The organism is Salinarimonas sp., assembly GCF_040111675.1.
GTDB lineage: Bacteria > Pseudomonadota > Alphaproteobacteria > Rhizobiales > Beijerinckiaceae > Salinarimonas.
Window position 1 is genome coordinate 497704 of sequence record NZ_CP157794.1, and the last position, 26069, is coordinate 523772.

The 26069-nt window shown below is 76.1% G+C and carries 16 protein-coding genes; 3 read left to right on the forward strand and 13 right to left on the reverse strand.

Annotated elements, in window-relative coordinates:
* Window position 1: 1 nt before the first annotated feature.
* Window positions 2–10141 carry an amino acid adenylation domain-containing protein gene (locus tag ABL310_RS02220; RefSeq protein ID WP_349370089.1) on the reverse strand — a complete coding sequence of 3380 codons (10140 nt, stop codon included), beginning with the start codon at window positions 10139–10141 and terminating at the stop codon, window positions 2–4.
* Window positions 10142–10295: 154 nt separating this feature from the next.
* On the opposite strand from ABL310_RS02220, the gene ABL310_RS02225 reads away from it, so the two are divergent.
* Together ABL310_RS02225 and ABL310_RS02230 are read left to right on the forward strand one after the other, a co-directional pair.
* A complete protein-coding gene (locus tag ABL310_RS02225) occupies window positions 10296–11579 on the forward strand; it encodes a cytochrome P450 (protein ID WP_349370090.1) in 1284 nt (427 codons plus the stop codon).
* Complete coding sequence (locus tag ABL310_RS02230; RefSeq protein WP_349370091.1) at window positions 11576–12142, forward strand: DUF899 family protein; 567 nt, start codon at window positions 11576–11578, stop codon at window positions 12140–12142. The genes ABL310_RS02225 and ABL310_RS02230 overlap by 4 nt, the downstream gene beginning before the upstream one ends.
* Before the next feature lie 13 nt (window positions 12143–12155).
* Here ABL310_RS02230 and ABL310_RS02235 read toward each other — a convergent pair whose 3' ends face one another.
* From ABL310_RS02235 to ABL310_RS02245, 3 genes are read right to left on the reverse strand one after another with little or no spacing between them, the layout of a single operon-like run.
* Window positions 12156–12998 carry a class I SAM-dependent methyltransferase gene (locus tag ABL310_RS02235; RefSeq protein WP_349370092.1) on the reverse strand — a complete coding sequence of 281 codons (843 nt, stop codon included), beginning with the start codon at window positions 12996–12998 and terminating at the stop codon, window positions 12156–12158.
* The gene (locus tag ABL310_RS02240) at window positions 12995–13786 is read right to left on the reverse strand and encodes an AraC family transcriptional regulator (RefSeq protein ID WP_349370093.1); all 792 of its coding nucleotides are present in this window, start codon (window positions 13784–13786) and stop codon (window positions 12995–12997) included. Before ABL310_RS02240 ends, ABL310_RS02235 begins: the two co-directional genes overlap by 4 nt.
* 55 nt (window positions 13787–13841) lie before the next feature.
* Complete coding sequence (locus ABL310_RS02245) at window positions 13842–15137, reverse strand: hypothetical protein (protein WP_349370094.1); 1296 nt, start codon at window positions 15135–15137, stop codon at window positions 13842–13844.
* A 599-nt stretch (window positions 15138–15736) separates the two neighbouring features.
* Here ABL310_RS02245 and ABL310_RS02250 point away from each other — a divergent pair.
* Window positions 15737–16813 carry a hypothetical protein gene (locus ABL310_RS02250; RefSeq protein WP_349370095.1) on the forward strand — a complete coding sequence of 359 codons (1077 nt, stop codon included), beginning with the start codon at window positions 15737–15739 and terminating at the stop codon, window positions 16811–16813.
* A 93-nt stretch (window positions 16814–16906) separates the two neighbouring features.
* Here ABL310_RS02250 and ABL310_RS02255 read toward each other — a convergent pair whose 3' ends face one another.
* The 9 genes from ABL310_RS02255 to ABL310_RS02295 form a co-directional block, all read right to left on the reverse strand.
* Window positions 16907–18316, reverse strand: a complete 1410-nt coding sequence (locus ABL310_RS02255) for an NADH-quinone oxidoreductase subunit N (RefSeq protein WP_349370096.1) — start codon at window positions 18314–18316, stop codon at window positions 16907–16909.
* Window positions 18317–18319: 3 nt separating this feature from the next.
* The gene (locus ABL310_RS02260; protein WP_349370097.1) at window positions 18320–19810 is read right to left on the reverse strand and encodes an NADH-quinone oxidoreductase subunit M; all 1491 of its coding nucleotides are present in this window, start codon (window positions 19808–19810) and stop codon (window positions 18320–18322) included.
* A gap of 1 nt (window position 19811) precedes the next feature.
* On the reverse strand, window positions 19812–21794 hold the full coding sequence (locus ABL310_RS02265) for a proton-conducting transporter membrane subunit (protein ID WP_349370098.1): 1983 nt from the start codon (window positions 21792–21794) through the stop codon (window positions 19812–19814).
* The gene (nuoK, locus tag ABL310_RS02270; RefSeq protein ID WP_349370099.1) at window positions 21794–22099 is read right to left on the reverse strand and encodes an NADH-quinone oxidoreductase subunit NuoK; all 306 of its coding nucleotides are present in this window, start codon (window positions 22097–22099) and stop codon (window positions 21794–21796) included. Before nuoK ends, ABL310_RS02265 begins: the two co-directional genes overlap by 1 nt.
* Entirely contained in the window at window positions 22096–22719 is a 624-nt protein-coding gene (locus ABL310_RS02275; RefSeq protein ID WP_349370100.1) for an NADH-quinone oxidoreductase subunit J, read from the reverse strand. The genes nuoK and ABL310_RS02275 overlap by 4 nt, the downstream gene beginning before the upstream one ends.
* On the reverse strand, window positions 22716–23633 hold the full coding sequence (locus ABL310_RS02280; protein ID WP_349370101.1) for an NADH-quinone oxidoreductase subunit H: 918 nt from the start codon (window positions 23631–23633) through the stop codon (window positions 22716–22718). The genes ABL310_RS02275 and ABL310_RS02280 overlap by 4 nt, the downstream gene beginning before the upstream one ends.
* Window positions 23630–24673 carry a hypothetical protein gene (locus ABL310_RS02285; protein ID WP_349370102.1) on the reverse strand — a complete coding sequence of 348 codons (1044 nt, stop codon included), beginning with the start codon at window positions 24671–24673 and terminating at the stop codon, window positions 23630–23632. The genes ABL310_RS02280 and ABL310_RS02285 overlap by 4 nt, the downstream gene beginning before the upstream one ends.
* Window positions 24670–25017 carry an NADH-quinone oxidoreductase subunit A gene (locus ABL310_RS02290; protein ID WP_349370103.1) on the reverse strand — a complete coding sequence of 116 codons (348 nt, stop codon included), beginning with the start codon at window positions 25015–25017 and terminating at the stop codon, window positions 24670–24672. The genes ABL310_RS02285 and ABL310_RS02290 overlap by 4 nt, the downstream gene beginning before the upstream one ends.
* A 189-nt stretch (window positions 25018–25206) precedes the next feature.
* Window positions 25207–25929, reverse strand: coding sequence for an SDR family oxidoreductase (locus ABL310_RS02295; RefSeq protein WP_349372143.1), 723 nt, complete (start codon window positions 25927–25929; stop codon window positions 25207–25209).
* Between the last annotated feature and the right edge of the window lie 140 nt (window positions 25930–26069).

A 26069-nucleotide genomic window follows, 5' to 3' on the forward strand; every position in this document is an offset into this window, starting at 1 on the left:
GTCACGTCTCCGCCGTCTCGGCGAGGACGGCGTCGAGGGCGCGCGCCACCTCCTCGTCGGTGAGCGCGTCGACGTCGCCCGGATCGGCCGGGGCCGTCTCGCCCGCCAGCGCCTGCGCGATGGCGGCGAGGCCGGGGGCGGCGATCAGCCGGCGCGGGGCGACGACGAGGCCGAGATCCTCGGCGAGCTCGTTGCGCAGCTCCAGCACGGCGAGCGAATCGAGGCCGAGCGCGGCGAGGGTTCGCTCGCGGGGGATCTCGGCGGGCGCGAGGCCGGTGCGCCGGGCGACCCGCGCGGCGAGGTCGTCCGCGAGGGCGACGGCGTCGCGCGGCGGCGCGGGCCGGCGGGCGAGGGGAGGCGTCGCCGGCGAGGCGGCCGGCGCGAAGGCGCGCGCGAGGCGCGGCGCGAAGCCGCCGACGACGACGTGCGCCGCCGGCGGCGCGGCCATCAGCCGCCCGAGCCGATCGAGACCCTCGGCGAGGCTCACCGCCTCGTAGGCGCCCGCCTCGTCGCGGCCGGCGGAGGGCGAGCCCGGATAGGACCAGGGCCCGAAGGCGACGGCGAGCGCCGGCAGCCCGGCCCGGCGGCGCGCCTCGGCGATCGCGTCGACCCCGGCGCTGGCGGCGGCGTAGTTCGCCTGGCCCGGCGCGCCGAGCGTGCCGGCCACGGAGGAGAACAGGACGAATCGGTCGAGGGAGCGCGCGCGCGTCGCGGCGTCCAGGACGCGCGCGCCGTCGAGCTTGGCGCTGAGGGCGGTGCGCAGCGAGGCGGGCGTCTGGTCGACCAGAAGCCGGTCGTCGAGGGCGAGCGCGGCGTGGATCACGCCCGCGAGCGGCGGCAGCGTGGCGTCGATCTCCGCGAGGAGCGCGCCGACCTCGGCCGCGTCGGCGGCGTCGACGCGGCGCACGCGGATCCGCTGCGCCAGCGCGCCGGCGGCGGAGAGGTCGACCGTCGCCGGGTCGCGCCGTCCGGCGAGGACGACCGCGTCCGCGCCGCAGCCCGCGAGCCAGGCGCCGAGATGCGGGCCGAGCCCGCCGGTGCCGCCCGTCACGAGCCAGGTCCCGCGCGTGCGGAAGGGTTCGGCGCCGTCGTTCGGAAGCGGGACGGCGGCGAGCTCCGGCGTCAGCCGCCGGCCGTCGCGCAGGGCGGCCTGGGGCGGCGCGGCGGGCCCGGCGGCGAGGGCGAGGAGGGCGTCGAGGCAGGCCGGCGTCGGCGCGCGCGGGAGATCGACGAGGCCGAGCGCGAGCTCGGGATGCTCGTGCAGCGCCGTGCGCACCAGGCCCCAGAGGCTCGCCTGGCCGGCCGCCGGCGCGGGATCGTCGGCGCGTACGAGCTGGGCGCCGCGCGTCACGACGAGGAGCGGCGCGGTTCGGCGCAGGCCCGCCTCGGCGTGCGCGCGGATCAGGTCGAGCACGCCGAGGCACGGCGCATCGGCGTCGTCGCCGTCGCGCGCGTCGAGGGCGCGCAGGTCGAGGATCGGCGCGGCCGCGCGCTCCGCCGGGCTCGCCCGATCGAAGGCGAGAACGCGCGCGCCGCGCGCCGCGGCGCGGGCGGCGAGCGCCGCCGCGCGAGGGCCCTCGCCGGCGACGACGAGGCTGCGGCCGGCGATGTCGGGCGCGCCGTCGCCGGGTTCGCTCGCGGTCCAGGCGATCCGGCGCAGCCACGGAGCGCTCACGGCGAGGCCGGCGGCGCGGCGGAAGACGAGGCCCTCGATCCGGCCCGTCACCGCCCCGGCGGCGTCGAGGAGGACGAGATCGGCCGCGGTCTCGTCGGGCGCGGCGGCCCGCGCGGGGCGGGCGCGGCAGAGGACCGGAGCCGCGCCCGGCACGAGCAAGACCCGCCGCGCGGCCACGGGGACGATCGGCCCGCCGGCGCGCGAGCCCGTGAGCGCGTGGCCGGCGGCGAGGATCGCGGCGTCGAGGAGGGCCGGATGGCGGGCGGGCGCGAGGGCGGCGTCGCCCTCCGCCGGCGCGAGCGCGCCCTCGGCGCCGCCCGCGGCGTCCCGGTTCAGGCGCGCGAGGCGGCGGTAGTCCGGGCCGAGCGCGACGCCCTCCTCCGCCAGCGCCGCGTAGAGCGGCGCGAGGGGGACGTCGTCGCCCGCGCCCGGCTCGGCCCGTGGCGTCTCGGCCCGTGGCGTCTCGGCCCGGGGCGTCTCGGCCCGGGGCGCTTCGCAGGCGGCCGGCCCGGCCGCGATCCGCGCCGTGGCGATGCGCCGCCAGGCCGGCGGGTCGGCGTCGGCGGGCGCGGCGTGGAGGGAGACCGTGTCGCCCGCGACCACCGTCTGCACCCGCATCGGCGCGTCGAGCACGAGCGGCGCTTCCGCCTCGACCGCCTCGAGCCCGCGGGCCGGATCGGGGGCGGCGGCGGCGAGCATCTCGCAGGCCGCCGCGAAGGGCAGGACCACGGATCCGCCGACCCGATGATCGGCGAGCCAAGACGTCTGCGCCGACAGCCGCGCCTCGAAGACGGTCCCCGCGAGCGCGGGCGAGGAGAGGCGCGCGCCGAGAAGCGGACGATCCGGCGACGGGCCGGCCGAGGGCGCGGCAGGCGCTGGAGGGGCGTCCTCCAGCCGGTAGCGGCGCCGCCGCCAGGGATAGGCCGGCAGGCGCAGCGCCGGGACGGGATCGGGATGGAGCGCCCGCCAGTCGGGCGCGAACCCGGCGACATGGAGCCGCGCGAGGCTGTCGAGGAAGGGCAGGCGGCCGGCGCCGCGCTCCGCCGAGGCGAGGACCGCGATCGTGGTCCCCCGCGCGTCGGCCGCGGCCTGGAGCGGGGCGGCGCTCATCGGGCGCGGGGCGCAGTCGACGAAGGTGGCGTGGCCGGCGCCGACGAGGTCGGCGAGGACGGGCGCGAGCCGGACGGGCCGGCGCAGGTTGTCGGCCCAGTAGCGCGCGTCGAGCCGGGTCTCGCCCGCGCGGCCCTCGACGGCGCCGTGGAAGGGGATGCGCGGCGGCGTCGGCGCGAGCCCGGCGAGGGCGGCCTCGAGGGCGGCGGCCGCGGGCGCGACGGCGGGTCCGTGGCTGGCGAAGTCGCCGTTGGGCACGAGCCGCGCCTCGATCCCGCGCGCGGCGCAGGCGTCGAGGAGGCGGCGCATGGGCGCTTCCGCGCCGGCGACGAGGCAGGTTTCGGGCGCGGTCTCGGCGGCGAGCCAGAGCGCGCCGTCGCGGACGGCCCGCGCCTCGCTCCCCGCGAGGAGCGCGCGCGCCGCCTCCGCCGCGAGCGGAAGCTGCGCCATGGCGCCGGGTGCGGGATGGGCCTCGAGCGCGGCCGCCCGCGCCGTGGCGACGCGGGTCGCCTGGTCGAGATCGAGGGCGCCGGCGGCATGGGCGGCGGCGATCTCGCCGAGGCTCCAGCCCACCACGGCGGCCGGGATGAGGCCGAGCGCCCGCCACGCGGCGGCGAGGCCGAGCTGCATGGCGACGCTCGCCATCAGCGCCGGGCCGGGCCTCGCCAGGGCGGGGGCGGCGTCGTCCCGCGTCAGCAGGGCGGCGAGCGGCAGGCCGGCCACGGGTCCGCTCGTCGCCTCGATCTCCGCGAGGGCCTCCGCGAAGCCCGGAAGGTCGACGAGACCGCGCCCCATGCCGGGGCTCTGCGCGCCCTGGCCGGGAAAGACGAGGACCGGCGCCGGCGCGTCGGTCCGGGCCCTGTCGCGGCGCACGCGCGAAGTCGCGGGCGCGCCCGTCGCCCAGGCGGCGAGCGCCTCCGCCGCGGCGGAGGCGTCCGGCGCGGCGAGGGCGAGGCGCTCGGGATGGTGCAGGCGCCGCCGCGCGGCGCAGGCCGCGACCGCCGGCAACGGCAGCGCACGCCCGGGGCCGCGCAGCCAGGCCGCCATGCGGTCCGCGGACGCCGCCAGCGCTTCCGGGTCGCGCGCCGAGAGCACGAGGAGAGCGGGGCCGTCCTGCGCCACGTCGGCCGGCGTCGCCGGCTCCGGCGCGGGGCCGAGGATCGCGTGCGCGTTGGTGCCGCCGATGCCGAAGGAGCTCAGACCGGCGAAGGGCTTGTCCTTCGGCCAGGGCCTCGCCCGCGCGTTGGCGAAGAAGGGCGTGCGCGCGAACCCGATCTCCGGGTTCGGCCGCTCGGCGTGCAGGCTCGGGGGCAGCACGCCGGCGTCGCGGGCGAGGGCGAGCTTGATCAGGCCCGCGATGCCGGCGGCGGTGTCGAGGTGGCCGAGATTGCCCTTCACCGAGCCCAGCGCCACGTTGCGCGCGCCGCCCGCCTCGGCATAGGCCCGCGTCAGCGCCGCGACCTCGATCGGGTCGCCGAGCGGCGTGCCGGTGCCGTGGCCCTCGACGAGGCCGATCCGCGCCGGCGCGACGCCGGCCGCGGCGAGGGCGGCGGCGATCGTGCGCGCCTGGCCGTCGACGCCGGGCGCGGCGAAGCCGGCGCGCGCCGCGCCGTCGTTGGCGATGGCGCTGCCCGCGATCACGGCGAGGACGGCGTCGCCGTCGGCGATGGCGTCGGCGAGCCGGCGCAGCGCGACGAGGCCGCCGCCGGAGCCGAACACGGTGCCGTCGCAATCGGCGGAATAGGGCCGGCAGACGCCGTCGCGCGAGGAATAGCCGCCGGGCTGCCAGAGGTAGCCGGCGTCGTGCGGGACCTGCAGCGCCACGCCCCCGGCGAGCGCCGCGTCGCATTCGCCGAGGATCAGGCTCTGGCAGGCGAGGTGGACCGCGACGAGGGAGGTCGAGCAGGCGGTCTGGACGGTGAGGCTCGGCCCGGTGAGGCCGAGCTTCCAGGACACGCGGGTGGCGAGGTAGTCGCGGTCGGTGGCGACGCGCAGCGCCATGCCCTCCGCGCTCTCCTGGCGCACGCCCGCCCGCAGGCGCGCCAGGTACGCGCTCTCGTTGGCGCCGGCGAAGACGCCGATGCGCAGGGCGTCCCCCGGCGCGAGCCCGGCATGCTCCAGCGCGTCGACGGCGAGCTCCAGCATCAGCCGGTGCTGCGGGTCCATGCGCTCGGCCTCGAAGGGCGACACGCCGAAATAGCCGGCGTCGAAGGTCTCCGCCCCGTCGAGGACGGGGCGCGCCGGGACGTAGTCGCGTCGGCGGGCCAGCGCGGCGTCGCGGGTGGCGGCGAGCGCGTCGGGCGTGAAGCGGCGCACCAGATCGCGGCCCTCGCGCAGCGCCTCCCAGAAGGACTCGGGTCCGTCCGCGCCGGGAAAGCGGCAGGACAGGCCGACGATCGCGACGGCGCGGTCGTCGCCGCGGGTGGCGCGCGGGCGCGGCGCCGGCCGTGTCGCGGCGGCGGGCGCGTGCGCCGCGCACCGGGCGGCGAGGGCGGCCACGCTCGGATGCGCGAAGAGATCGGCGACCGAAAGCGTCGCGCCGGCGTCGCGGGCGAGCCCGTCGCGCAGGCGCAGCAGGTCGAGAGAGGTCAGTCCCGTCTCGAAGAAGGACGCCTCGTCCGGCGCCTCCCGCGCGCCGAGGGCGGTGACGGCCGCGCGGATGCGCGCGCGCCAGGTCTCTCGTGAGGTCTCCCGTGCGCTCTCCGGTGCGCGCTCGGGCGCGGTCTCCGGGGCAGCGAGGGCGGCGCGGTCGAGCTTTCCGTTCGCCGTCAGCGGCGGCGCGTCGCGGAGCGTGAGAGCGGCCGGGATCATCGCCGCCGGCAGGGCGGCGCGCAGGCGCGCCGCGAGGGCGGCTTCGAGGGCGGGGCCGTCGGCCATCGCCTCGGCGCGGACGTGCACGATGACGTCGAGACCCGTCACGCCGCGCCCCTCGCGGCGGGGCGTGACGACGGCCGCGCGCACCGCGGGATGGCTCTGCAGCGCCGCCTCGACCTCGCCGGGCTCGACCCGCTGGCCGAGGATCTTGACCTGCCGGTCCTCCCGGCCGAGCAGCTCGATCAGCCCGCCGGGGCGCATGCGGGCGAGGTCCCCGGTGCGGTAGAGGCGCGCGCCGGTGCGCGGGTGGACGACGAAGCGCTCGCGGGTGCGCTCGGGGTCGCGGTGGTAGCCCTCGGCGAGGCTCGCGCCCCCGATGTAGAGCGGGCCGGGGACCCAATCGGGGCGCGGGAACAGGGCCTCGTCGAGAACCAGCGCGGATTGGCCGCCGAGAGGCCGGCCGTAGGGCACGCTGGGCCAGGCGGGATCCGCCGCCTCGCCGATCTCGTGCCAGACGGACCAGATGCCCGCCTCCGTCGCCCCGCCCAGGGAGACGAGGCGTACCGGCCCCTCCGCCAGCGCCCGAATGCGGGCGGGCAGCGCGCGCGGGATCCAGTCGCCGCTCAGCATGACGACGCGCAGGCTCGCCGGCAGGCGGCCGCCCGCCGCCTCGGCATGGGCGACGAGCGCCTCGAGCACCAGCGGCGCCGAGTTCCAGACCGTGACCGCCTCCTCCCGCATCAGCGCGAGGAGGGCGGCGGGATCGCGCAGGCGCGCCTCGTCGGGCGCGACCAGCGTCGCGCCGGCCCGCAGGGCGCCGAAAATGTCGAAGACCGAGAGGTCGAAGCCCATGGCGGAGACGCCGAGGACGCGATCGTCCTCGCCGAGCGCGATCCGCGCCGCGACGTCGGCGATCGTGCCGAGCGCCGCGCGATGCGCCACGGCGACGCCCTTGGGCGCGCCGGTCGAGCCCGAGGTCGTGATCACGTAGGCGAGCGCCTCGGGGCGCGCGGAGTCCGGCGGGGGGGCGGCCGCGGCGCCGGGCGGGTCCGCCGCCGCGATCGGGATGCGCGCGAGGCCGTCCGGGAGGACGCCGCTCGCGGCGGCGCGAGACGTCGCGAGGCAGGCGCGCAGGCCGGAATCGGCGCACACGCGCGCGATCCGGTCCGCCGGCCAGGCGAGATCGAGGGGGAGGTAGGCCGCCCCGATCCGCGCGAGCGCGATGGCCGCGAGCGGCCCCGCCGCCCCGCGCTCGGCGGCGATCCCGACGAGGTCGCCCGCGCTCACCCTCGCCGCGGCGCAGGCCCGCGCGATCGCGGCCACCCGTGCGGCGAGGCCGGCGCGATCGAGCCGTAGGCCCGGCGCGACGAGGGCGGGACGCGCGGGATCGCGACCGGCATCGTCGAGGCGCGCGGCGAGGGTCTCGCCCGCGCGCGGCGCGCCGGCGATCGGCGGCTCGAGCGCCGGCGCGCCTGCGTGATCGGGGACGGCGCGGGCGTCGAGCGTCGTCCAGTCCGCCTCAGCGAGGCGTTCGAGGAGGTCGCGATAGGCCTCGTGCATGGCCTCCGGGAGGCCCTCCGGAAAGGCGCCCTCGACGACGTCCCAGTTGAAGCGCAGGGCGCCGCCGACGGCCCCGAGATGGTGGTCGATCAGCGTCTGCGGCGTGCGCACGACGCCGCCGCTTCTCGCCTCCGACCAGCCGAGCAGCGTCGCCTCCGGACCGTCGAGATCGAGGCCGAGCAGGCTCGTGAACACGATCGGCTGCAGCCCGCCGGCGGCGAGCCGCGCCGGGCGGGCGGGGTCGTCCGGGTCCTCCGCGAGCGCGGCCCAGAGCGCCCGCTGGACCGCCGCGGCGCGCGTCGCGAAGGAAGCGGGCTCGGCGAGGTCGAGGGGGAGGAGCGCGACGCCGCTCGCGTCGTCGCTGTCGCCGTGGCGGACGGCGCCGGCGCCGAGGCTCGGCAGGTTGAGGGTGAAGCGCGGGACGCGGGCGAAGCGCGCGAGCGTCTCCGCATAGGCGGCGGCCAGCGCCGCCGTCGGCGTCACCCGCGCCGCCGCGGCCTTCGCCTGGAACGCCGCCCAGGCGGCGGGCGCGAGCCGGCCGGAGAGCCGTCGCATGCGCGGCGGAGTCAGCGCGGCGTCGGAGGCGGCGCGGGGCAGGTCCGGCGCTGGGAAGAGCGCCGCGGGGGGCTCGCGCCCGGTGCGGACCGGGGGGCGCGGGGCGGGTGCGGCGTCGGGCGCGGGGTCCGGCGCGGGGTCCGGCGCGGCGATCTCCCGGCCGTCGTAGAGCGCGACGAGGTCGCGGGCGAGCCGGCGCAGGAAGCGCATGTCGCCGAGGATCAGCTCGACGCTCGCGAGGCAGCGCCAGGTCGCCTCGTCCAGGCGTGCGAGCGCGATCTGGAAGAGCGGCCACTCGCCCGCGGGCGGGAGGCTGTCGGCGACGTCGGCGCGCAGCTCCGCGAGCCGCGCCTCCCGGGCCATGGCGTCGAGGCCGCGCAGGTCGGCGACGGCGACGGGAACGCCGGGCGGATCCGCGAGGACGCGGCGGCGTCCGTCGGCGTCGACGACCGTGCGCAGACCCCGATGCCGGGCGACGAGCGCGTCGAGCGCGGCGCGGGCGCGGGCGGGATCGAGGTCGGCGAGGTCGCGCTCGCAGACGATGCGCGCGGCGACGCCGCCGAGCGGCACGTCCGGATCGCGGGCGAAGAGATAGGCGCGCTGAAGCGCGGTGAGCGGCGCGCTCGGCGCGGGCGACGGCTCCGCGGCGGTCGCGTCGTCGTCGGCGCGTCCGAGGGCGGCGGCCAGCGCTTCGGCGCTCGCGCCCCCCTGCAGCAGCGCGAGCGAGAGCGGCCGCCCGAGCCGCGCGGCGAGGGCGTCGACGAGGCGCGCCGCCAGAAGGCTGTCGCCGCCCGCCGCGACGAAATCGTCGCCCGGGCCGAGAGCGGGCGCACCGAGGAGGCGGCGCATCTCGGCGAGGACGAGCGCCTCGATCCCCTCGCCCGGCGCGCTCGCGGGCGCGTCCGCCGCGCCCTGGTCGCCCCGCGGCGGGGGGAGCGCCTTGCGGTCGAGCTTGCCGCTCGCGGTGGTCGGCAGGGCGTCGACGACGGTGAGGAGCGAGGGCCGCAGCGCTCGGGGCGCCGTGCGGTCGAGATGCGACCGGATCGCCGCGAGGGCGGCGGAGCGGTCGCCGCCGGGGGCGAGCACGACATAGCCGACGAGCCGGCGCGAGCCGCGCCCGTCGGGGAAGGCCGCCGTCGCCGCGGCGCGCACGCCCGGGGCGGCGGCGAGGCGCGCATCCGCATCGGCGAGGGCGAGGCGCACGCCGCGGATCTTCACCTCGTCGTCGCGCCGCCCCACGAAGCGCAGGAGCCCGTCCGCGCCGCGCACGGCGATGTCGCCGGTGCGGTAGGCGCGCGCGCCGGGCCGCCCGGGGATCGCCCCGAAGCCGGGGCCGCGCATCGCCTCGTCCGGCGCCGGCGCGCCCTCGACGAGATAGGAGCGCGCGGGGCCGACCCCGCCGATCCAGATCTCGCCCTCCGCGCCGTCCGCGACCGGGCGTCCGCGCGCGTCGAGGAGGGCGACGCTCCGCCCCGCGATGGCGGCGCCGATGGGCGGGCGCTCCGGCCAGGCGGCGGCCGGGCCGTCGAGCGTATGGGCGGTGGCGACGTGGGTCTCGCACGGGCCGTACTGGTTCGACAGCCGGCAGCCGGGCAGCGCGGCGAAGAAGCCGCGCAGGGCGGGCGTGAGATGCAGCGCCTCGCCCGCGACGACCACCTCGGCGAGACGGGTGGGCGCGAGCCCGCGCTCCCGCGCCGCCGCGGCGAGGGCGTGGAGGAGGGTCGGCGTGACGAAGATCCGCTCGACGCCGCGCGAGACGAGCGTCTCGAGCAGCGCCGCCGGGCGCCGGCGCGTCTCGCCGTCGACGAGAACGAGGCAGCCGCCGGCGCCGAGGGTGGCGAACAGCTCCTGATAGGAGACGTCGAAGGCCGGCGCGGCGCAGGCCAGCGTCCGCGCGCCGGGCGCGAGGGCGTCGCGCGCGATCTGCCAGGCGATCAGCGGGGCGATCGCGGCGTGCGGCATCGCCACGCATTTCGGGCGGCCGGTGGAGCCCGAGGTGTGGACGACGTAGGCGAGGCCGGACGCGGGCGGCGCCGGGGCCTCGCCCGGCGCGCTCGGCAGCGGCGCGTCGATCGGAAGCGCCGCCCCGGCCTGGGCGCGGATTTCGGCGCGCACCGCCGCGGGCGTGTCCGGATCGAGCACGAGCGGGGCGCCGCCGGCGCGCAGGACGGCGAGGATCGCCACGATGCGCGCCTGCGGATCGTCGAGGGTGATCGCCACCGGCGCGTCCGGTGCGAGGCCGCGCTCGGCGAGGGCGCGCGCGCCCGCGTTCGCCAGGGATTCGAGCGCGCCGTAGGTCACGACGGTCTCGCCCGCCAGGAGCGCCGGTGCGGCCGGCGCCCGCGCGGCGCAGCGCCGGAAGCCGTCGTCGAGCCTCTCCCCGGCCGCGCCGCCGCTCGCCCCTCGGAAGGCGTTCCCGCCGTCCATTCGCCGCTCTCCGCTCACGCGCGCCGGAGGGCCGGCGCAGGGCTGGAACGTTAGCAGCGGCCTGCGCGCAGCGGCTTATTTGAGATTGCCGCCGGCGGGGAGGTCCGCAATGTCGGAGAAGCGCGGCGCGTCGGGGACGCCTAGCCTCGGCGGCATGAGTGTCGCCCCGTCACCGCGCCGCGCGTGCGACGAGCCGTCTTTCGACCCGTTCGCCCGCGGCTTCGCCGAGAACCCCTACCCGCACTACGCCGCCTGGCGCGCGCGCGGGCCGGTGCAGTGGGGCGTCGCTCCGGACGAGCGGGCGCCCGGCTGCTGGTACGTGCTCGGCCACGCCGAGGCCGCCGCCGCGCTGACCGACGACCGGCTGGTGCTGGAGCCGGCGCGGGTCTACGGCCCCGACGCCCTGCCGCCGCCGGACCCGGCCCACGCCGCCTTCGACGCCATGGTCTCGCGCTGGATGATCTTCCGCGACCCTCCCGACCACACGCGGCTGCGCCGGGCCTTGATGCCCGCCTTCACCGACGCGGCGCTCGCAGCCCTCGCGCCGCAGGTTCAGGCGATCGCGGAGGCGCTCGTCGGCGCGGCCCTGCGGAAGGGGCGCTTCGACCTGATCGCCGACGTGGCCTTTCCGCTTCCCGCCCTGGTCGTCGCCCGCATGCTCGGCCTCGACGAGGCCGACTACCCGCTGATCGCCCGCACCTCGAAGGCGCTGCTCGCCGGCATCGACCTGAAGCGCGACGCGGACGCCGACGCCCTGCGGGCCGCGGCGGCGCGGGCGGCCGAGGAGCTCGAGGCCCATCTGCGCGCGGCGATCGCCCGGCGCCGGGCCGTCGGCGGCGACGACCTTCTGGGGCGTCTCGTCGCCGCGACGGACGGGCGCCCGGACGGCGAGGCCGAGCTCGTGGCCAATTGCGCGCTCGTCCTGTTCGCGGGCCACGAGACGACGGTGAACCTGATCGGCAACGGCATGCTCGCGCTGCTGGATCATCCCGCGGCGCAGGCCCGGCTGCGCGCCGAGCCGGCCTCGTGGCCGCGGGCGATCGAGGAGCTGTCGCGCTTCGATTCCTCCTCGCAGATGACGTTCCGCTTCGTGATGGAGCCGCTGCGGCTCGGCGGCGCGACGCTCTCGCCGGGCGATCCCGTGGGCATCGTCATCGGCGCGGCCAACCGCGATCCCGCGGTGTTCGCCGATCCCGATCGGCTCGACGTCGGGCGCACGCCGAACCCGCACCTCTCCTTCGGCCGCGGGCGGCATTCCTGCCCCGGCGCCGCGCTCGCGCGGATGGAGGCGCTGGCGGCGTTGCGGCTTCTGCTGCAGCATACGACGGCGCTCGCGCGCGACGAGACGCCGGTCGTGCGCGCCGGCTCGACCGGCCTGCGCGGCCTGCGCACGCTCCCGATTCGCGCGCAGGCGAGGCGAGGAGGACGAGGCTCATGACGATCCAGGACGCGAGTGCGCAACTCTACACGCTCGAGGACGAGCTCGGCCGGCTCGAGGCGAAGGTGCGCGCGCTGCGCGCCTCCGTGCGCGGCGAGACGGTCGAGAACCACGTCTTCCGGGGATGGGAGGGCCCGGTCTCCCTCGCCGATCTCTTCGGCGACCGCGAGCGGCTGATCGTGATCCACAACATGGGCGCCGCGTGCCGCTATTGCACGATGTGGGCCGACGGCCTGAACGGGCTCCTGCCGTATCTCGAGAAGAGCGCGGCCGTCGCCATGCTCAACCACGACCCTGTCGCGACGCAGCAGGCGACGAGCCGGCGGAGAGGCTGGCGCTTCCGCATGGCCGACGCGTCGGGGACGGACTTCTTCGCGCGGACGGGCTTCGTCGACCCGAGCGACGGCAGTCTGACCCCGGGGACCTCCACCTTCGTGCGCGGCGAGGACGGCACGATCCGTCGGCACGCGCTCGCCTATTTCGGTCCGCACGACCGGTTCTGCCCGGTCTACAGCTTCCTCGACCTGCTGCCGGAGGACGCCGAGGACGCCTTCTCGCCGTGAGGCGCGCAGGCGCTCAGGCGGCCCGGGCCGACCACCAGCGATATTCCAGCTGACGCGTCTCGAAAGCGCGCAGGTAGAACGCCGTGGTCTCGCGCCAGGCCTCGCGGGCCTCCGGCGCGATCTCCGGATCGGCCGTGCCGGGACCGTCGAGCCAGGCGAGGACGCGGCCGAAGCCGTCGGCCGCCTGGTCCGTCCGGTCGCGCGCCGCGCTCTCCGCGAAGCCGGCCGCGGCGAGGAGATCCCGGAAGCGGGCGCAGTCGAGCAGGCTCGAGAAGCCGTCCTCGGCGTGGGCGGCCGCGAGGACGTCCGGCGCGGTCAGCGGCGTCGCGCCGAGATCCGCGACGAACAGGCCGCCTCCCGGCCGGACGAGGGCGCGCGCGGCCCTCAGGGCGGGAAGGGGATCGGGCAGGAGGCTCAGCGTGTCGAGCAGGAAGACGCAGTCGACGGGCGCCTCGTCCGGCGGGGCGTCCGCGACGTCTCCCGCGCGGAAACGCAGGCGCGCGGCCTCGGGCGCGTCCCCCCGCCGCGCTTCGGCGCGGGCGAGCTGGGCGGCGTTGCGCTCGATCCCGACGACATCGCAGCCGGTCAGCCGCGCGAGGTAGCGGCAGGCCGCGCCCGCCCCGCATCCGAGCTCGAGGGCGCGGGCGCCCGGCCCGAGCCCGGCGCGCCCGGCCATGTCGCGCAGGAAGGGCAGGCCGCCGATGCAGGCGAGCTCCCAGCCCTCGTGGAGCAGGTCGTAGATGGCCTTGCGCCAGACCGGCGCGTCGGCGCCGTCGTAGATCGCCTCCTGCCGGGCGACGGCGTAGCGGGCCCGGTCGGCCTCCGCCGTGCCGCCCATGGGCTCGGGAACGCTCATGCGGCGCGACGGGCGGGCAGGCCCCGTCCGTCCGGCAGGCTCGCCGCGGCGGCGATCACGGGCAGCACCGGCGGGTCGAGCTCGTCGACCGGCCGAAGCGTCGCGATCGGCGTGCCGAGCGGCAGCCGCGCCAGCGGCAGGCAGGGCGAGCGCAGGGCGCGGCTCTGGAGGAGGAGCCGGCGCGGGTCCGGGTCGAAGGGCACCGCGAAGCGCACCGCCTCGTAGCGGCCGCTTCGCACGAGGCTCTCGCACAGCCGCTCCGCCGGCGCGCAGGCGACGAGCTCGGCGAAGGGCGCCCCGGTCCGATAGATCGCCACCGCCTCGAGGACGCCGGTCTCGCTCGCACGGTCGCGCAGCGCGTCCGGATCGAGCCCGCGCAGGCGCTGGCGCAGGTCCGACGGCGTGAGCCCGGTCAGCGCCCGGAACCGGTTGTTGAAGCTGCCGAGGCTTTCGTAGCCGACTTCGTAGCAGACGTGGATGACGCCTTCCTCGGTGGTGAGAAGGAGCCGCTTCGCCTCCGCGAGCCGCAGGCTCGTGAGAAAGCGCATGGGCGTGATCCCGGTCAGGCGCCGGAACAGGCGGATCAGGGTGAACGGGCTGCAGCCGGCGATCTCGGCGAGCGTGCCGAGCGTGTGCCGGTCCGAAAGGTTGGCGCGCATGTGTGCGATCGCGGCGCGCACCAGGTCCTCGGTGCGCGGGACCTGGATCGAGGGCCCGAGCGGCTCGGGCTCGGGGAGACGCTCCGCGCGCGGGAGACGGGCGTCCTGCTGGTCGGTGAGGCTGAGCATCGCGCGGTTCCTCGGGCGGGAGGGCCGGGCGGCGCGCGCCGCCCGGCCCCGCCGATCAGTGCCAGTCGTCGGGACGGATCGGGTCGGGCGCCATGGAGCCGTCGCCGTGATAGTCGAGGCGGCCCTCGGCGTCGCAATGGACCGGCTTCTCGTTGAGCGCGATCTCCCCGGTCCCGGGCAGGCCCTGCAGCTTGCCGAAGAAGGTGCCGAAGAAGATCGTGTTGGCCGGCTCGCCCGTATGCGGGTTGATCCGCGGCGAGATCTGGAAATCGCCGACGCCGAGATTGCCGGCCTTCTTGATCAGCAGCTCGGGCTCGGCGTGGCCGAAGCCGAAGAACAGGCCGCGCACCGATTCGGGCATCGGCTTGTCCTCGACCGCGTAGCGCGCGTGCGTGAAGGTGCGCGCGAGCCGGAAGAAGGTCATCGCGTTGTCGCGATAGACCGGATGCGCGTCGTCGACGTCCTCGACCTTGCCGGAGGCGTAGAACGGCCGCTGCACGGAGGCCCAGTAATTGTGCTCGTGCACCGAGGGCGTGAGCTCGCGCGTCTCGCCGAAGAAGGGGAAGTGCTCGTAGTGCATCGAGCCGTCGGGATGCAGGTTCGAGACCTCCTTCTCGAGCACCAGCCGGTTGGAGAAGCTGCGCGCCCGAATCATCGCCATGGCGTCGCCGAAGATCTCGGTGAACCACAGCGGCGAGATCTGGGTCTCGATCTCGAGCCGGCCGAGCTGGGTGATGGCGCGACACTCGAAGAAGAGCGGCATCGTCACGTCGAAGACCCGGCCCGCCGTGTAGCGCACCGGCCGGTCGGACACGGCGCGGCCCAGGACGTCCGCGGACGCGGCGCCCTGCATCAGGGCGAGCTCCTGCAGCGAGATGCGCGCCCATTCGGCGAGATCGGGATCGCCGAGCGTGCGGTCCTCCGCGAGCCGGCCCAGGAAGGCCTCGATGCGCGCGGGGGCGCGGTCGAGGAGCTTGCGCAGGGCGATCAACGCCGAGATGCGGCCGCGGCCGGGCTCGAGGGCGAGGATGCGGTCCTCGATGAAGTCGATGTCGGGCTTGGCCTTGCGCACCTGCGCCCAGATCTGCTGGTCGGTCTTGACGGCGACGTTGCGCTTGCCGCGCAGCGGCTTGTCGTTGACCAGGATGCGCTGGACGCGCCGCTTGTTGTAGCGCCCGGAGGCGTCCCGGAAGGCGGCGACCGACGCGTCGATCTCGCGCTGGATGGCGGGATCGTAGCTGCCGTGCAGGTGCGCGGGGAACCGGTAATCGTCGAGCGTCCGCAGCATCAGCTCCGCGTAGTCGGAGGTTTCGCTCGGCGCGTGTGCGGGAAGATCTCTGCTCTTGAGCATGACGTGCCTCGTTTCGGCCGTCGCCGGCCTCGATTGGATGAAAGCGGGATGCGGGAAACCGACGCTGGCCACTCGATCGACGGAACCGCCGACGCGCGCGGATCCTCCCGGAACGCGCCGACGAAGCGAGGGCAGGTTGCCGAGCGGCGAACCCGGCGCGGTGCGCTGGAACTCACGGAGCGATCACGGCGACATGCGGCGCGGGTGGCGGCCCATGCCGCGTCCGCCCACGGCGGCGAGCCGTCGCCGCCTCGCGTGCCGCGGCGCAGCAGCCGCCGCGCGCCAGCGGCCCGGAGCCCGGGCTGCTGGCGAGAAAGCGCATACAGGCCAGAGGCTTGCTGCGAAGGCGGTCGTCATCGCGCCGTCGAGGCGGCTGCGGGTGCGCCTCGGCTGCGACAGGTCGCCGGTCGACGCGGCGCGGCGGCTCTCGCATGCTCCGCGACCGGGGTCGCGTCGGTCGCCGGCCCCGCGCAAAATGCGACAAGCGCGCCCTTCGGGTTGCTCCTACAAGGAAATGGGGAAACAGCCGCACTCCACGAGTCGACATCACCGCCGCGGACCGCGTCCCGGCACGATCACGTCACCAGGGGGAGGGGTCGATGGTAGCGACCATTGTCAACGATCTCAGTTCCAAGTTCGAGCCGAGCAACCTGACCGCCTTCGAGCGCTATCAGATTCTCGCGCCGATCCTGACCAAGGCGACCAACGCCTACATGCGGCTGTTCACGCAGCGCCCGACGGCCTCGCGCAATACGCGCGTGCGCGCCTCGCTGAACAAGCTCTTCGCCGACGCGGCGCGCAACACGCCGATGAGCGAGGAGGAGGTGCGGCGCTCCTTCCAGGGCTTCACCACGCTCGGCATGGCCGGGCTGATGTCGCCGATCCCGCTCAGCGCCAAGAAGGTGGCGCGCAGCTTCCAGGGCACCTGGGAGATGCGCCATCGCTTCACCAACGGCGGGCGCACGCCCTCCTCCGGGCCGGGCGGGCACACCAACGCGCGCTCGACCATGTACTACGACCTCACCGACGCGGAGAAATGCCAGGTCACGCAGCTCACCGTGATGTGGACCGAGGAGAACCACTATCCGCGCGACGAGGCCGTGAAGCGCTTCCTCGCCGATCGGCCGGAGAGCGACCAGACCTTCCTGCTCGCGTCGCTGGCCAAGATCCAGCTCAACCAGATCGACGACTACACGGTCGAGTTCACCGACGACGCCGAGATCATCGGCAACCACGGCGACTACCAGAACCGGCCGCGGGTGAAGAATCGCACGATCATGATGCGCTTCGGCGGCTCGGAATCGCTGCTGGGCGTGCCCGACACCCGCTTCGTGCATCCGGACGGGCGCGAGGAGCCGGTGACCGGCACCTTCCTGCTGATGAACGCCCACGGCGCGGGCCCGAGCGCCTTCAGCTGGATCATGTCCGGCCTGCCGCCGATGTTCGGCGACCAGCGCAGCATGGACACGGTCGACACCTACATCAAGATGAGCGAGGACAAGCCGCTCGTCGCCGGCTGGGAGCCGATCGAGTCCTACTACAACCGGCTGCGCGACCCCAACGTGTTCGCGTCCAACGCCGCGCAGCTCTCGGCGCGCAGCCAGGCGCCGCAGCACGGCTTCCATCCGGAGAGCATCGACCGGCTGCGCACCTACAAGCGCGACTACGACTACTGAGCCCCTCGAGCGCCGCTCGGTCGCGCCCTCACCCGGCGCGGCCGATGATCTCGGCGCTGCGCGCCGTCTGCGATGCGCCGCGCGAGCGCCCGCCTACGGCAGCAGCCGCGCGCCGGCGAGCGCGTTCTGCCACGGCTCCGCCGCGAGGCCGAGGCCGACGACGAGCGCCGCGCCGAGCCCGACCGCGAGCGCGCTCCCACGGGACAGGGTCGCGCGCGGGCGCTTCGGCTCGCCGAAGGCCATCGGCGCGACGACGCGCAGGTAATAGGCCAGCGACAGCGCCGTGTTCGCCGCCGCGACCACCGCGAGCCAGGCATGGCCGCCCTCGATCGTCACCAGAAACAGGCCGAGCTTGCCGAAGAAGCCGGCGAGCGGCGGCACGCCCACCAGCGACAGGAAGGCGATCACCAGCGTCGCCCCGACGAGCGGGCGCTCTGAGAGAAGCCCCGCATAATGCGCCCGCTCGGTGAGGCCGCGCAGATGCGCCACCACGGCGAAGGCGGCGAGGTTCGCCGCCGCGTAGGCCAGCAGGAAGCCGATCAGCGCCCCCGTCGCGCCCGCGCCGACGCTGACGACCGCGATCGCCATCAGCGCGTAGCCGGATTGCGAGACGGAGGACCAGCCGATCAGCCGGCGCACGTCCTCCTGTCGGAGCGCCGCGAGATTGCCGAGCGTCATCGTCGCCGCGGCGAGGATCGCGATGAGCGGGCGCAGCGCGTCCCCGTCCGGCGGGAGGAGGTCGACGAGCCGCGCGAGGGCGACCGCCGCGCCGATCTTCGGCGCCACCGTCAGGAAGGCCGCCGCCGGCGCGGGCGCGCCCTCCGCGACGTCGGGGAGCCAGGCGTGGAGCGGCACGGCGGCGAGCTTGAAGGCGAGGCCGGCGACGACGAGGGCGAGGCCGAGCGTGAGCAGCGGCGAGGCGCGGGCGGGGTCGGCGAGCGCCGCGGCGAGGCCCGAGACGCCGCTCTCCCCGGTGAGGCCGAAGACGAGGATCACGCCCAGCACCAGCACCACGTTGGCGAGCGCGCCGACGAGGAAGTACTTCATCCCCGCCTCGACCGAGAGCGGCCAGTCGCGGTGCCAGGCGGCGAGCGTGTAGCCGGTGACGGACGAGAGCAGCACCGCCATGACCAGCTGGAGCAGGTCCGCCGCGCCGGCGAGCGCCATGGCGCCGAGCGCCGCGAAGAGCAGGATCGCGTAATGCTCGCCGTGGCGCTTGTCGCTGGCGAGCCAGGCGGGCGTGAGGAGGACGACGAAGCCCGTCGCGGCGAGGATCGCGAGCCGCGCGGCGACGCTCGCGTCGTCGATCGCCCAGACGCCCTGGAAGGTGAGGCGCTCCGCGCCGATCTGGCGCGAGAGCAGCGCGGCCGAGATCGCGAGCGTCAGGCCGGCGAGAGCGGCGCACCAGCGCTGCGCGCCGAGCGGCGCGAAGGAGGCGAGGAGGACGACCAGCCCCGCGCCGACGACCAGCGCCAGCTCGGGGAAGATGTCGCCGACGGGCATGGCTCACCGCCCCACGATGGCGGAGGCGGCGGGCGCGATCATGGCGATCAGCCAGCGCGGATAGACGCCGATGACGACGACGAGGGCGAGGAGCGCGGCGAGCACCGCCGTCTCCGCGCGCCCGAGATCGGAAAAGCCGCGGCGCGTCTCCGGCAGGGGGCCGAAGAAGAGCTTCTGCACCATGTCGAGGAAGAGCGCCGCCGTGATCAGGATGCCGAGGAGGCCGATGGCGGCGAGCCAGGGGTGCACGGCGAAGGTGCCGGCGAAGATCTGGAACTCGGCGACGAAGCCCGCGAGCCCCGGCAGGCCGAGCGAGGCGAAGGCGGCGAGGATCGTCGCCGCGGTCAGCCGCGGCGCGACGCCCGCGAGCCCGCCATAGGCACCCAGGTCGTAGTCCTGCGTGCGCAGCCAGAACGAGCCGGCGATCAGGAACAAGGCCCCCGTGATCAGGCCGTGCGCCACCATCTCGATCACCGCGCCGGTGAGCGCGATCTCCCGGGCCTCGGGCGCGCCCTGCGCGGCGGCGCCCGCGGCCGCGATGCCGAGCACGGCGTAGCCCATGTGGTTCACCGAGGTGTAGGCGATCCGGCGCTTGAGGTTCTGTTGCGCGAAGGCGACGAGCGCGCCCCACAGGATCGAGACCACCGCGAGGACGCCGATCCACAGCGCCCAGGCCGAGAAGGTCTCGCGCATCATCGAGAGCGGAATGCGCGCGAGGCCGTAGGTCCCCATCTTCAGGAGGACGCCGGCGAGGATGGCGGAGGCGGGCCCCGGCGCGTCGACATGGGCGGGCGGCAGCCAGGTGTGCACGGGAAAGAGCGGCGTCTTGATCCCGAAGCCGACGACGAAGCCGAGAAGGACGAGCCCCGCCGCGAGCGGCGAGGCGCCCGCCAGCGGCTGGGCGGCGATCAGCGCGCGCATGTCGAAGCTCGGCGCGTCGCCGGCGAGCACGAGGCCGAGGATGGCGAGCAGCAGCGCCAGCGAGCCGGCGAGCGTGTAGACGAAGAACTTCAGCGCCGCCGCCTGCGCCTCCCCGTGCCCGAAGCGGCCGATGAGGAAGTACATGCCCACCAGCGACAGGTCGAAGAAGACGTAGAAGACGAGCAGGTCGAGCGTCAGGAACAGGCCGAGCGAGACGCCCTCCAGGAACAGGAGCCAGGCATAGTAGGCCCGGTGGCGTCCCTGCGTGTCGGCCGGCCAGGCGATCGCGGCGACGAACAGGAGCGCGCTCATCAGGGCGAGCGCCAGCGACATGCCGTCGACGCCGACCCGCCAGGCGACGTCGAGCGTCGGCACCCAGGGGACCGCGAGCACGCTCTGGAAGGCGGGCGCCTCGGGGGAGGCGTCGAAGCGCGCCCAGACGACGATCAGCGCGATGAGCGGCAGCGCGGCCGAGACCGTCGCGAGGAGCCGCGCGCGCGCCTTGCCGACGCCGCCCGCGAGGGCGAGCGCGAGGGCGGCGACGAGCGGGGCGAGGATCGCGAAGGTCGGCATGTCAGGCGAGCACCAGGAGAAGGAGGACGAGGACGGCCGCGCCGGCGACGCCGAGCGCGTAATAGTGATGCGACAGGCCCGTGTGCAGCCGCCGGGCGTCGCGTCCGCCGAGGAGGGCGAGGCGGGTCGCGCCGGTGGGCAGCCCGTCGGCGAGCCGCTCGCCGATGCGGTCGGACAGCCCGGCGAAGGCCTGCGCCAGCGCGGCGGTGGCGCGGATGCCGGCGTCGACGACCCGGCCGTCGGCGCGGGCGAGGGCGGCCGCGGCGGCGCGACCGAGACCGGCGATCCCGCGCGGAGCGGCGTCGACGCGCCGCCGGTCCAGGGCGGCCAGCCCGTCGCGCAGGCGGCGCCCGGTTCGTGCCGCGCCACCGGGGATCGCGTCGAGCACGGCGCGGTCGACCCGATCCGCGGCGTCGGCGAGGGCGAGGAAGGGGCGGACCAGCGCGGCGTCGATCAGCGCCGGCAGGCCGAGCCACGCCGCGGCGGCGGCCGGCGCGCCGCGCGTGCCGAGCGCAGGCGTCGTGCGGGCGAGCGCCCGCCCGGCGAGAAGGCCCGCCGCGACGAGGACGAGGGAGAGCGCCGCCTCCCAGGCGGCGCCCCGCGGCAGGTCCGCGCCGAGCGCGGTCGCGAGCGGCTCGTGCGCGCCGGGGAGCCACAGCACGCCGAGGGCGACGGAGGCGAGCGCGAGCGCCCAGGCCGCGGCGACCTCCGTTCGCGACGGCGCCGGGCCCCCTGGCGGGTTCTCCGCCGGGCCGTAGGCGAGGAGGAGGAAACGCGCGCCATAGGCCGCCGAGAGCGCGCCCGCCAGCATCACGGCGCCGGCGAGGAGCGGGTCGGCGTGGCCCGCGGCGGCGACGATCTCCTCCTTGGTCCAGGCCGCGCCGAGCGGCGGGATCGCGGCGAGCGCCGCCGCCCCGATCGCGGCGGCGACGGCGACGCCCGGCAGCGCGCGGCCGAGCCCCATCCGGTCGAGGGCGAAGCTCCCGACCCGCTCACCGGCGGTGCCGGCCGCGAGGAACAGAAGCGCCTTGAAGGCGGCGTGCGCGGCGAGGTGCAGGAGCGCGACCCCGGGATAGCCCGCGCCGACCGCGACCAGCATCAGCCCGAACTGGGCGGAGGTGGAGGCCGCCAGAAGCCTCTTCGCATGGTTCTGCAGCACGGCGACGATCCCGCCCGCGAACGCCGTGACGAGCCCGATCGCGAGCGTCGCCTGCGAGAAGCCGGGCGCCGCGGCGAGGGACGGCTGCAGCCGCGCCAGGATGTACGCCCCCGCGGCGACCATGGTCGCGGCATGGAGGAGGGCCGAGACCGAGGTCGGCCCCGCCATCGCCCGGAACAGCCAGGGCGAGAACGGGACCTGCCCCGCCTTCGCCGCGGCCGAGAGGAGGATTCCGAAGGCGATGAGGGTCAGGGTCGCCTCGTCCAGCGCGGCGAGGTCGGCATAGGCGAACGAGCCCGTCCCGGCAAAGAGCGCGATCGCCGCGAGGATGAGCCCGAGATCGCCCAGCCGCGTCGCGACGAAGGCGTAGAGGCCCGAGGCCGGGTTCTCGGCCTCGCGCCAGTCGTGCCCGATCAACGCCCAGGAGAGCGCGCCGACGATCTCCCAGCCGATCAGCAGCGTGAGGAAGTCCGCCGCGACGACGAGGAGCTCCATGCCGCCGACGAAGACGAGGAGGAGCCCGACGAGCCGCGCGAGCCCGGCTCGCGCCTCGTGGAAGGCCGCGTAGACGACGACGGGGAGCGCGATGGCCGGCACCAGGATCGCGACGAGCGCGGATCCGGGCGTCAGCGCGGCCTCGAGCACGAGCGCGTCGCTCCAGGCCAGGCGCCCGCTCCAGCCCGCCGCCGCGGCGGCGATCGCCAGCGCCAGCGTCGCGCCGAGCGCCGCGCCGGCGCTCCAGGCGAGCGCCGTGCGGCTCTCGAGCCGTACGAGGATCAGCGCGAGGCCGGCGAGGGCCGGCAGGAGGGCGAGGGAGAACGGCATCACTCCTTCAACGTCGTCAGCCCCTCGATCGTGTCCGTCTTGCGGCGTCGATAGACGGCGACGACGAGGGCGAAGCCGAGCGCCATCTCCACCGCCATCACCGCCATGACGATGACGGCGAGGAGCTGCCCCTTCGGCTCCCCGCCGAGCGCGAGGGACCAGAAGCCGACGACCGCGAGGAGCGCGCCGTTGAGCATCAATTCGAGCCCCATCATCAGCATGACGAAGCTCTGCTGGGAGAGCGCGCCGTAGAGCCCGATGCCGACGAGGCCGGCGGCGACGAGGAGGATCGTGGTCAGCGTCATCGCGGGCGGCCTCGATCGTGGTGATGATGGTGATGGTCGCCGCCGCCCTCGTCGGGGCGGCGCCCCGCGGGCTCGCCGCCCGGCTCGAGGCCCGGGGGACGCGCGCCCTCCTGCGCGTCCCCGAAGCGGCCGCGCCGCGACGAGAGGGCGACGGCGCCGATCATGGTGGCGAGCAGGGTCACGCCCGCCGTCTCGAAGATCAGCATCGAGCCGCCGAGCAGCTCGTGGCCGAGATCGGCGACGACGGGCCGGGCGGGGTCGACCGGGTCCGAGGGCAGGTCGCTCGCGAGGATCGCGGCGGCGAGGCCGAGGAAGGCGATCGTTCCGGCGGCGACGGCGAAAAGGTGCTGGTGCACCATGCTCATCGGGTTGAGGCCGGCCGGGTTCATCATGAACGCGACCATGAACAGCGCCATCACCATCATCTCGACGGCCATCATGAAGATCGTCGCGATGCCGAGATACGGCGCGGCCATCAGCAGCATGGCGAGCCCCACGGCGATGAACGAGGTCATCAGGAGGAATGAGGCGCGCACCATCGAGTCGGTGACGAAGACCCGCCAGCCGCTGAGGAGCGCGATCGCCGAGAGGGCGAGGAAGAGGACGTCGTCGAGGGTCACGGCAGGGCCCCCACGCCGGCGATCGCGAGCTGCAGGAAGGCGAGCGGCAGGAGCACGACCCAGATCAGCGTGAGCATCCGCGCCGGCGGCGTGCGCGCGAGAAGCCGCCCGGCGGCGATCAGGATCGCGAGCACGACCAGCATCTTCAGCGCGAGCCAGAGAGGGCCCGGCAGCCAGGGCCCGAGCGGCCCGCCCAGGAAGGCCGCGCTCGCCATGGCGGAGACCGAGACCAGCATGCACAGCCGCGCGAGCCGCCAGACGGCGTAGGCCGGACCTGACGCGTCCGCCGAGGTGCCGCCGGCGAGATCGGCCGGATCGGCGTAGTCGAACGGGCCGCGCAGCGAGAGCGTGAGGCCGAGCATCAGGAACAGCACGAGCCCGAGCGGCTGGCGCACGACGTTCCAGACGTCCTCCTGCGCGCGCACCACCTCGATCACCGAAAGGCTCTGCGCCGGCAGCGCGACGCCGATGAGGACGAACATGGACAGCAGCATGGCGGGCAGGCCGATCGCGACGTAGCGATAGGCGCCGATCAGCGGCAGCGGCGCGTTGGCGGACCAGCCGTGGAGGAAGACGACGACGATCGTGAGCGCCTCGCAGGCGCCCCAGAGCACGATGCCGGTCTCGATCTCGACGACGGCGACGCCCTCCGCGAGGGGGACGACGCTCATCCCGATCGCCGCCAGCGCCAGGTAGGCCGCGGGCGCGAGCGCCGCGCCGACGGCGTCGGGGCGCTCGGTCGCGATGCGCTGGCGGGCGAGCTGCGCCGCCGCGGCGCGGAAGGGCGCGGCCGCCTCGCCCGAAAGCGGCCGGCCGGCGGCGAGGGCGTAGGCGAGGCGGTCGAGCACGGCGGCCGCCGCCGCGCCGGCGAGGAGGAGGGCGAACAGGCCGAGGATCGCGAGGACGGGGATCATGCCGCCGTCTCCTCCTCGTCGAGCGCGTCGTCGTCGCGCGGCGCGCGCGGGCACAGGCGGATCAGAGCCGCCGGGTCGAAGCTCGCCGCGACGAGGGTCGCCTCGTGCCATTCGAGGCCGGGCAGCAGATCGACGAGCCGCGCGTCGACGACCTCCGGCCCGGGGGCGGGCGGCGCGCCGGCCGCTTCGGCGCACCAGGCGGCGAGGCGGTCGCGCACGTCGCGGCCCCCGAGCGTTCCGAGCCCCGGCGGGATCGCGGCGAGGACGCCGTGGCGCGCGAGCCGGCGGGCGAGGGCGTCGCCGCTGCGCCCGGCGAGCGCCTCGCGCACGAGCCGCTCGGCCACGGCGTCGAGCCCCATGAGCCGGACCAGCCGCGCGATCCGCAGCCGCGCCGCCGCCGGGCCGGCGGGCTCGGCCTGGCGGTGAGGCGGGCGGCGCACCGCGGCAGACTGGATCACATCGCCCTGGAGCGTCGTCTCCAGCACGAGGCCCGGCGGCAGGCTCGGCAGGAACGGGCCGAGCGGGGCCGTGTAGGCGTCGAGCATCAGCCCGTCGCGCAGGTCCTCGTCGGTCATGGGCATCGGCCGGCCGTAGGGCGTGCCGCCCATCATGCCCTCGCCGCCCTGGCCCCAGTCGCCGCGGCCGCGCCAGGGGTTGGGCGGCTCGTCCGGCAGGAGGTCGGGCTCGCTCGCGCGGCGGCCGGCGACGAGATCGCGATGGAGCGCCACGAGCGCCGGCGTCGGATCGTCGCCGGCGGCGACGGTCTCCGGCGCGCGTCCGCCCGGCGCGATCGGCGCGGCGTCGCCCCAGGCGAGCGTCGCGCGGGGATGCGGCAGCTGGTCGTGCAGGCGGGCGAGGTCGGGGCCGTCCTCCGCGCGCAGCGCGCCGACGACGACGAGCGCAGCCGCCTGCCGCGGGCTCTGCGCCCGCTGCAGGTCGCCCGACAGGAACAGCCGCTCGGCGCGGGCGAGCCCGTCGCGGCCGATGGCGGGGAAGATCGGGACCGGCGCGGCGCCGGCGAGGCGCGCGAGGAGGCTCATTGCCAGCGAAAGGCGCCCTCGCGCCAGCCGTAGACGATTCCGAGCGCGAGGATGGCGAGGAACATCCCCATCTCGACCATCGCCGTCATGCCCTCGGCGACGTACACGACCGCCCAGGGGTACATGAACATCATCTCCATCTCGAAGGCGATGAAGAGCAGCGTCATCGGATAGGTGCGCAGGTGGAAGCGCTGCCAGGCGTGGGTCTGCGGCGCGCCGCCGCCGAGGAACGGCGTCGCCTGCGGCGCGCTCACCGCGCGCGCCTGGCGCTCGACGAGCGCCGCCGCCCCGGCGAGCGCCGCGGCGAGGAGGCCGACGACGAGAATGGCGACGAGATCGCGCACGGTCGCTCCCACCCGATCCCCGGAGCGCTCTACCGACCCGACGGGATCGGGACGGGCGCACCCGGGGCTGTCCCCAGAGCCTCGTCTCCTCCGCCGACCGGATTCCCGTCGGCGGGACGACGCTCTCGCGGGAGGCGAACGTGAGAGGAGGCCGGCCCGTTCCCGAGGGGCCGGGCGGCGCGGGGCCGATCAGACGTGCTGGCCGCCGTTGATGTGCAGCTCCGCGCCGTTCACGTAGGAGGACGCGTCGGTGCACAGGAAGTAGATGGCCTTGGCCACCTCGTCGGGGGTGCCGAGCCGGCGCATGGGGATCTGCTCGACGATCTTCTCGGTGCCGGGCGAGAGGATCGAGGTGTCGATCTCGCCCGGCGAGATGGCGTTCACGCGCACCCCGAGCGGGCCGAAATCGCCGGCGAGCTCGCGGGTGAGCGCGGCGAGCGCGGCCTTGGAGGTGGCGTAGGCGGCGCCGGCGAAGGGGTGGACGTTCGAGCCGGCGATCGAGGTGACGTTGACGACCGAGCCCTTGGCCTCGGCGAGCTCGGCCTTGAGGCCCTGCGCCAGCAGCACGGTGGCGAACAGGTTCACCTGGAAGACGTGAGCCCAGGTGTCGTAGGGCGTGTCGAGGGCGGAGAGGCGCGCGCCGCCGGGGCCCTTGGGCGAGATGCCGGCATTGTTGACGAGCGCGTGCAGCATCGAGCCCTCGGCCTCGAGCCGCGTGCGCACGTCGGCGATGGCGCGCATCGTGTCCTCGGCGCTGGAGAGATCGACCTGGAGGTGGTCCTCGGGGCCCATCTCCCAGGGGCAGTTCTCCGGGAAGGCGTGGCGCGACGCCGTGATGACGCGCCAGCCGGCGGCGGAGAAGCGCTTGACCGTGGCATGGCCGATGCCGCGGCTGGCGCCGGTCAGCAGCATGACCCGGCGCGGGGCGTTCGAAAGGCGGGTCTGGGGCACGGGAGCCTCGTCGAAAATCGGGCGGAAATCACCCTAGCATGGAACGCGGCCGAATCTAGAGTGGATGCACGTATGCATAGAAGACGCCGCGGGGACGTCGT

Coding starts and splice junctions, on each gene's coding strand:
- ABL310_RS02220 (WP_349370089.1), bottom strand. CDS start 10,141: ATGGACGGCGGGAACGCCTTCCGAGGGGCGAGCGGCGGCGCGGCCGGG.
- ABL310_RS02225 (WP_349370090.1), top strand. CDS start 10,296: ATGAGTGTCGCCCCGTCACCGCGCCGCGCGTGCGACGAGCCGTCTTTC.
- ABL310_RS02230 (WP_349370091.1), top strand. CDS start 11,576: ATGACGATCCAGGACGCGAGTGCGCAACTCTACACGCTCGAGGACGAG.
- ABL310_RS02235 (WP_349370092.1), bottom strand. CDS start 12,998: ATGAGCGTTCCCGAGCCCATGGGCGGCACGGCGGAGGCCGACCGGGCC.
- ABL310_RS02240 (WP_349370093.1), bottom strand. CDS start 13,786: ATGCTCAGCCTCACCGACCAGCAGGACGCCCGTCTCCCGCGCGCGGAG.
- ABL310_RS02245 (WP_349370094.1), bottom strand. CDS start 15,137: ATGCTCAAGAGCAGAGATCTTCCCGCACACGCGCCGAGCGAAACCTCC.
- ABL310_RS02250 (WP_349370095.1), top strand. CDS start 15,737: ATGGTAGCGACCATTGTCAACGATCTCAGTTCCAAGTTCGAGCCGAGC.
- ABL310_RS02255 (WP_349370096.1), bottom strand. CDS start 18,316: ATGCCCGTCGGCGACATCTTCCCCGAGCTGGCGCTGGTCGTCGGCGCG.
- ABL310_RS02260 (WP_349370097.1), bottom strand. CDS start 19,810: ATGCCGACCTTCGCGATCCTCGCCCCGCTCGTCGCCGCCCTCGCGCTC.
- ABL310_RS02265 (WP_349370098.1), bottom strand. CDS start 21,794: ATGCCGTTCTCCCTCGCCCTCCTGCCGGCCCTCGCCGGCCTCGCGCTG.
- nuoK (WP_349370099.1), bottom strand. CDS start 22,099: ATGACGCTGACCACGATCCTCCTCGTCGCCGCCGGCCTCGTCGGCATC.
- ABL310_RS02280 (WP_349370101.1), bottom strand. CDS start 23,633: ATGATCCCCGTCCTCGCGATCCTCGGCCTGTTCGCCCTCCTCCTCGCC.
- ABL310_RS02285 (WP_349370102.1), bottom strand. CDS start 24,673: ATGAGCCTCCTCGCGCGCCTCGCCGGCGCCGCGCCGGTCCCGATCTTC.
- ABL310_RS02295 (WP_349372143.1), bottom strand. CDS start 25,929: ATGCTGCTGACCGGCGCCAGCCGCGGCATCGGCCATGCCACGGTCAAG.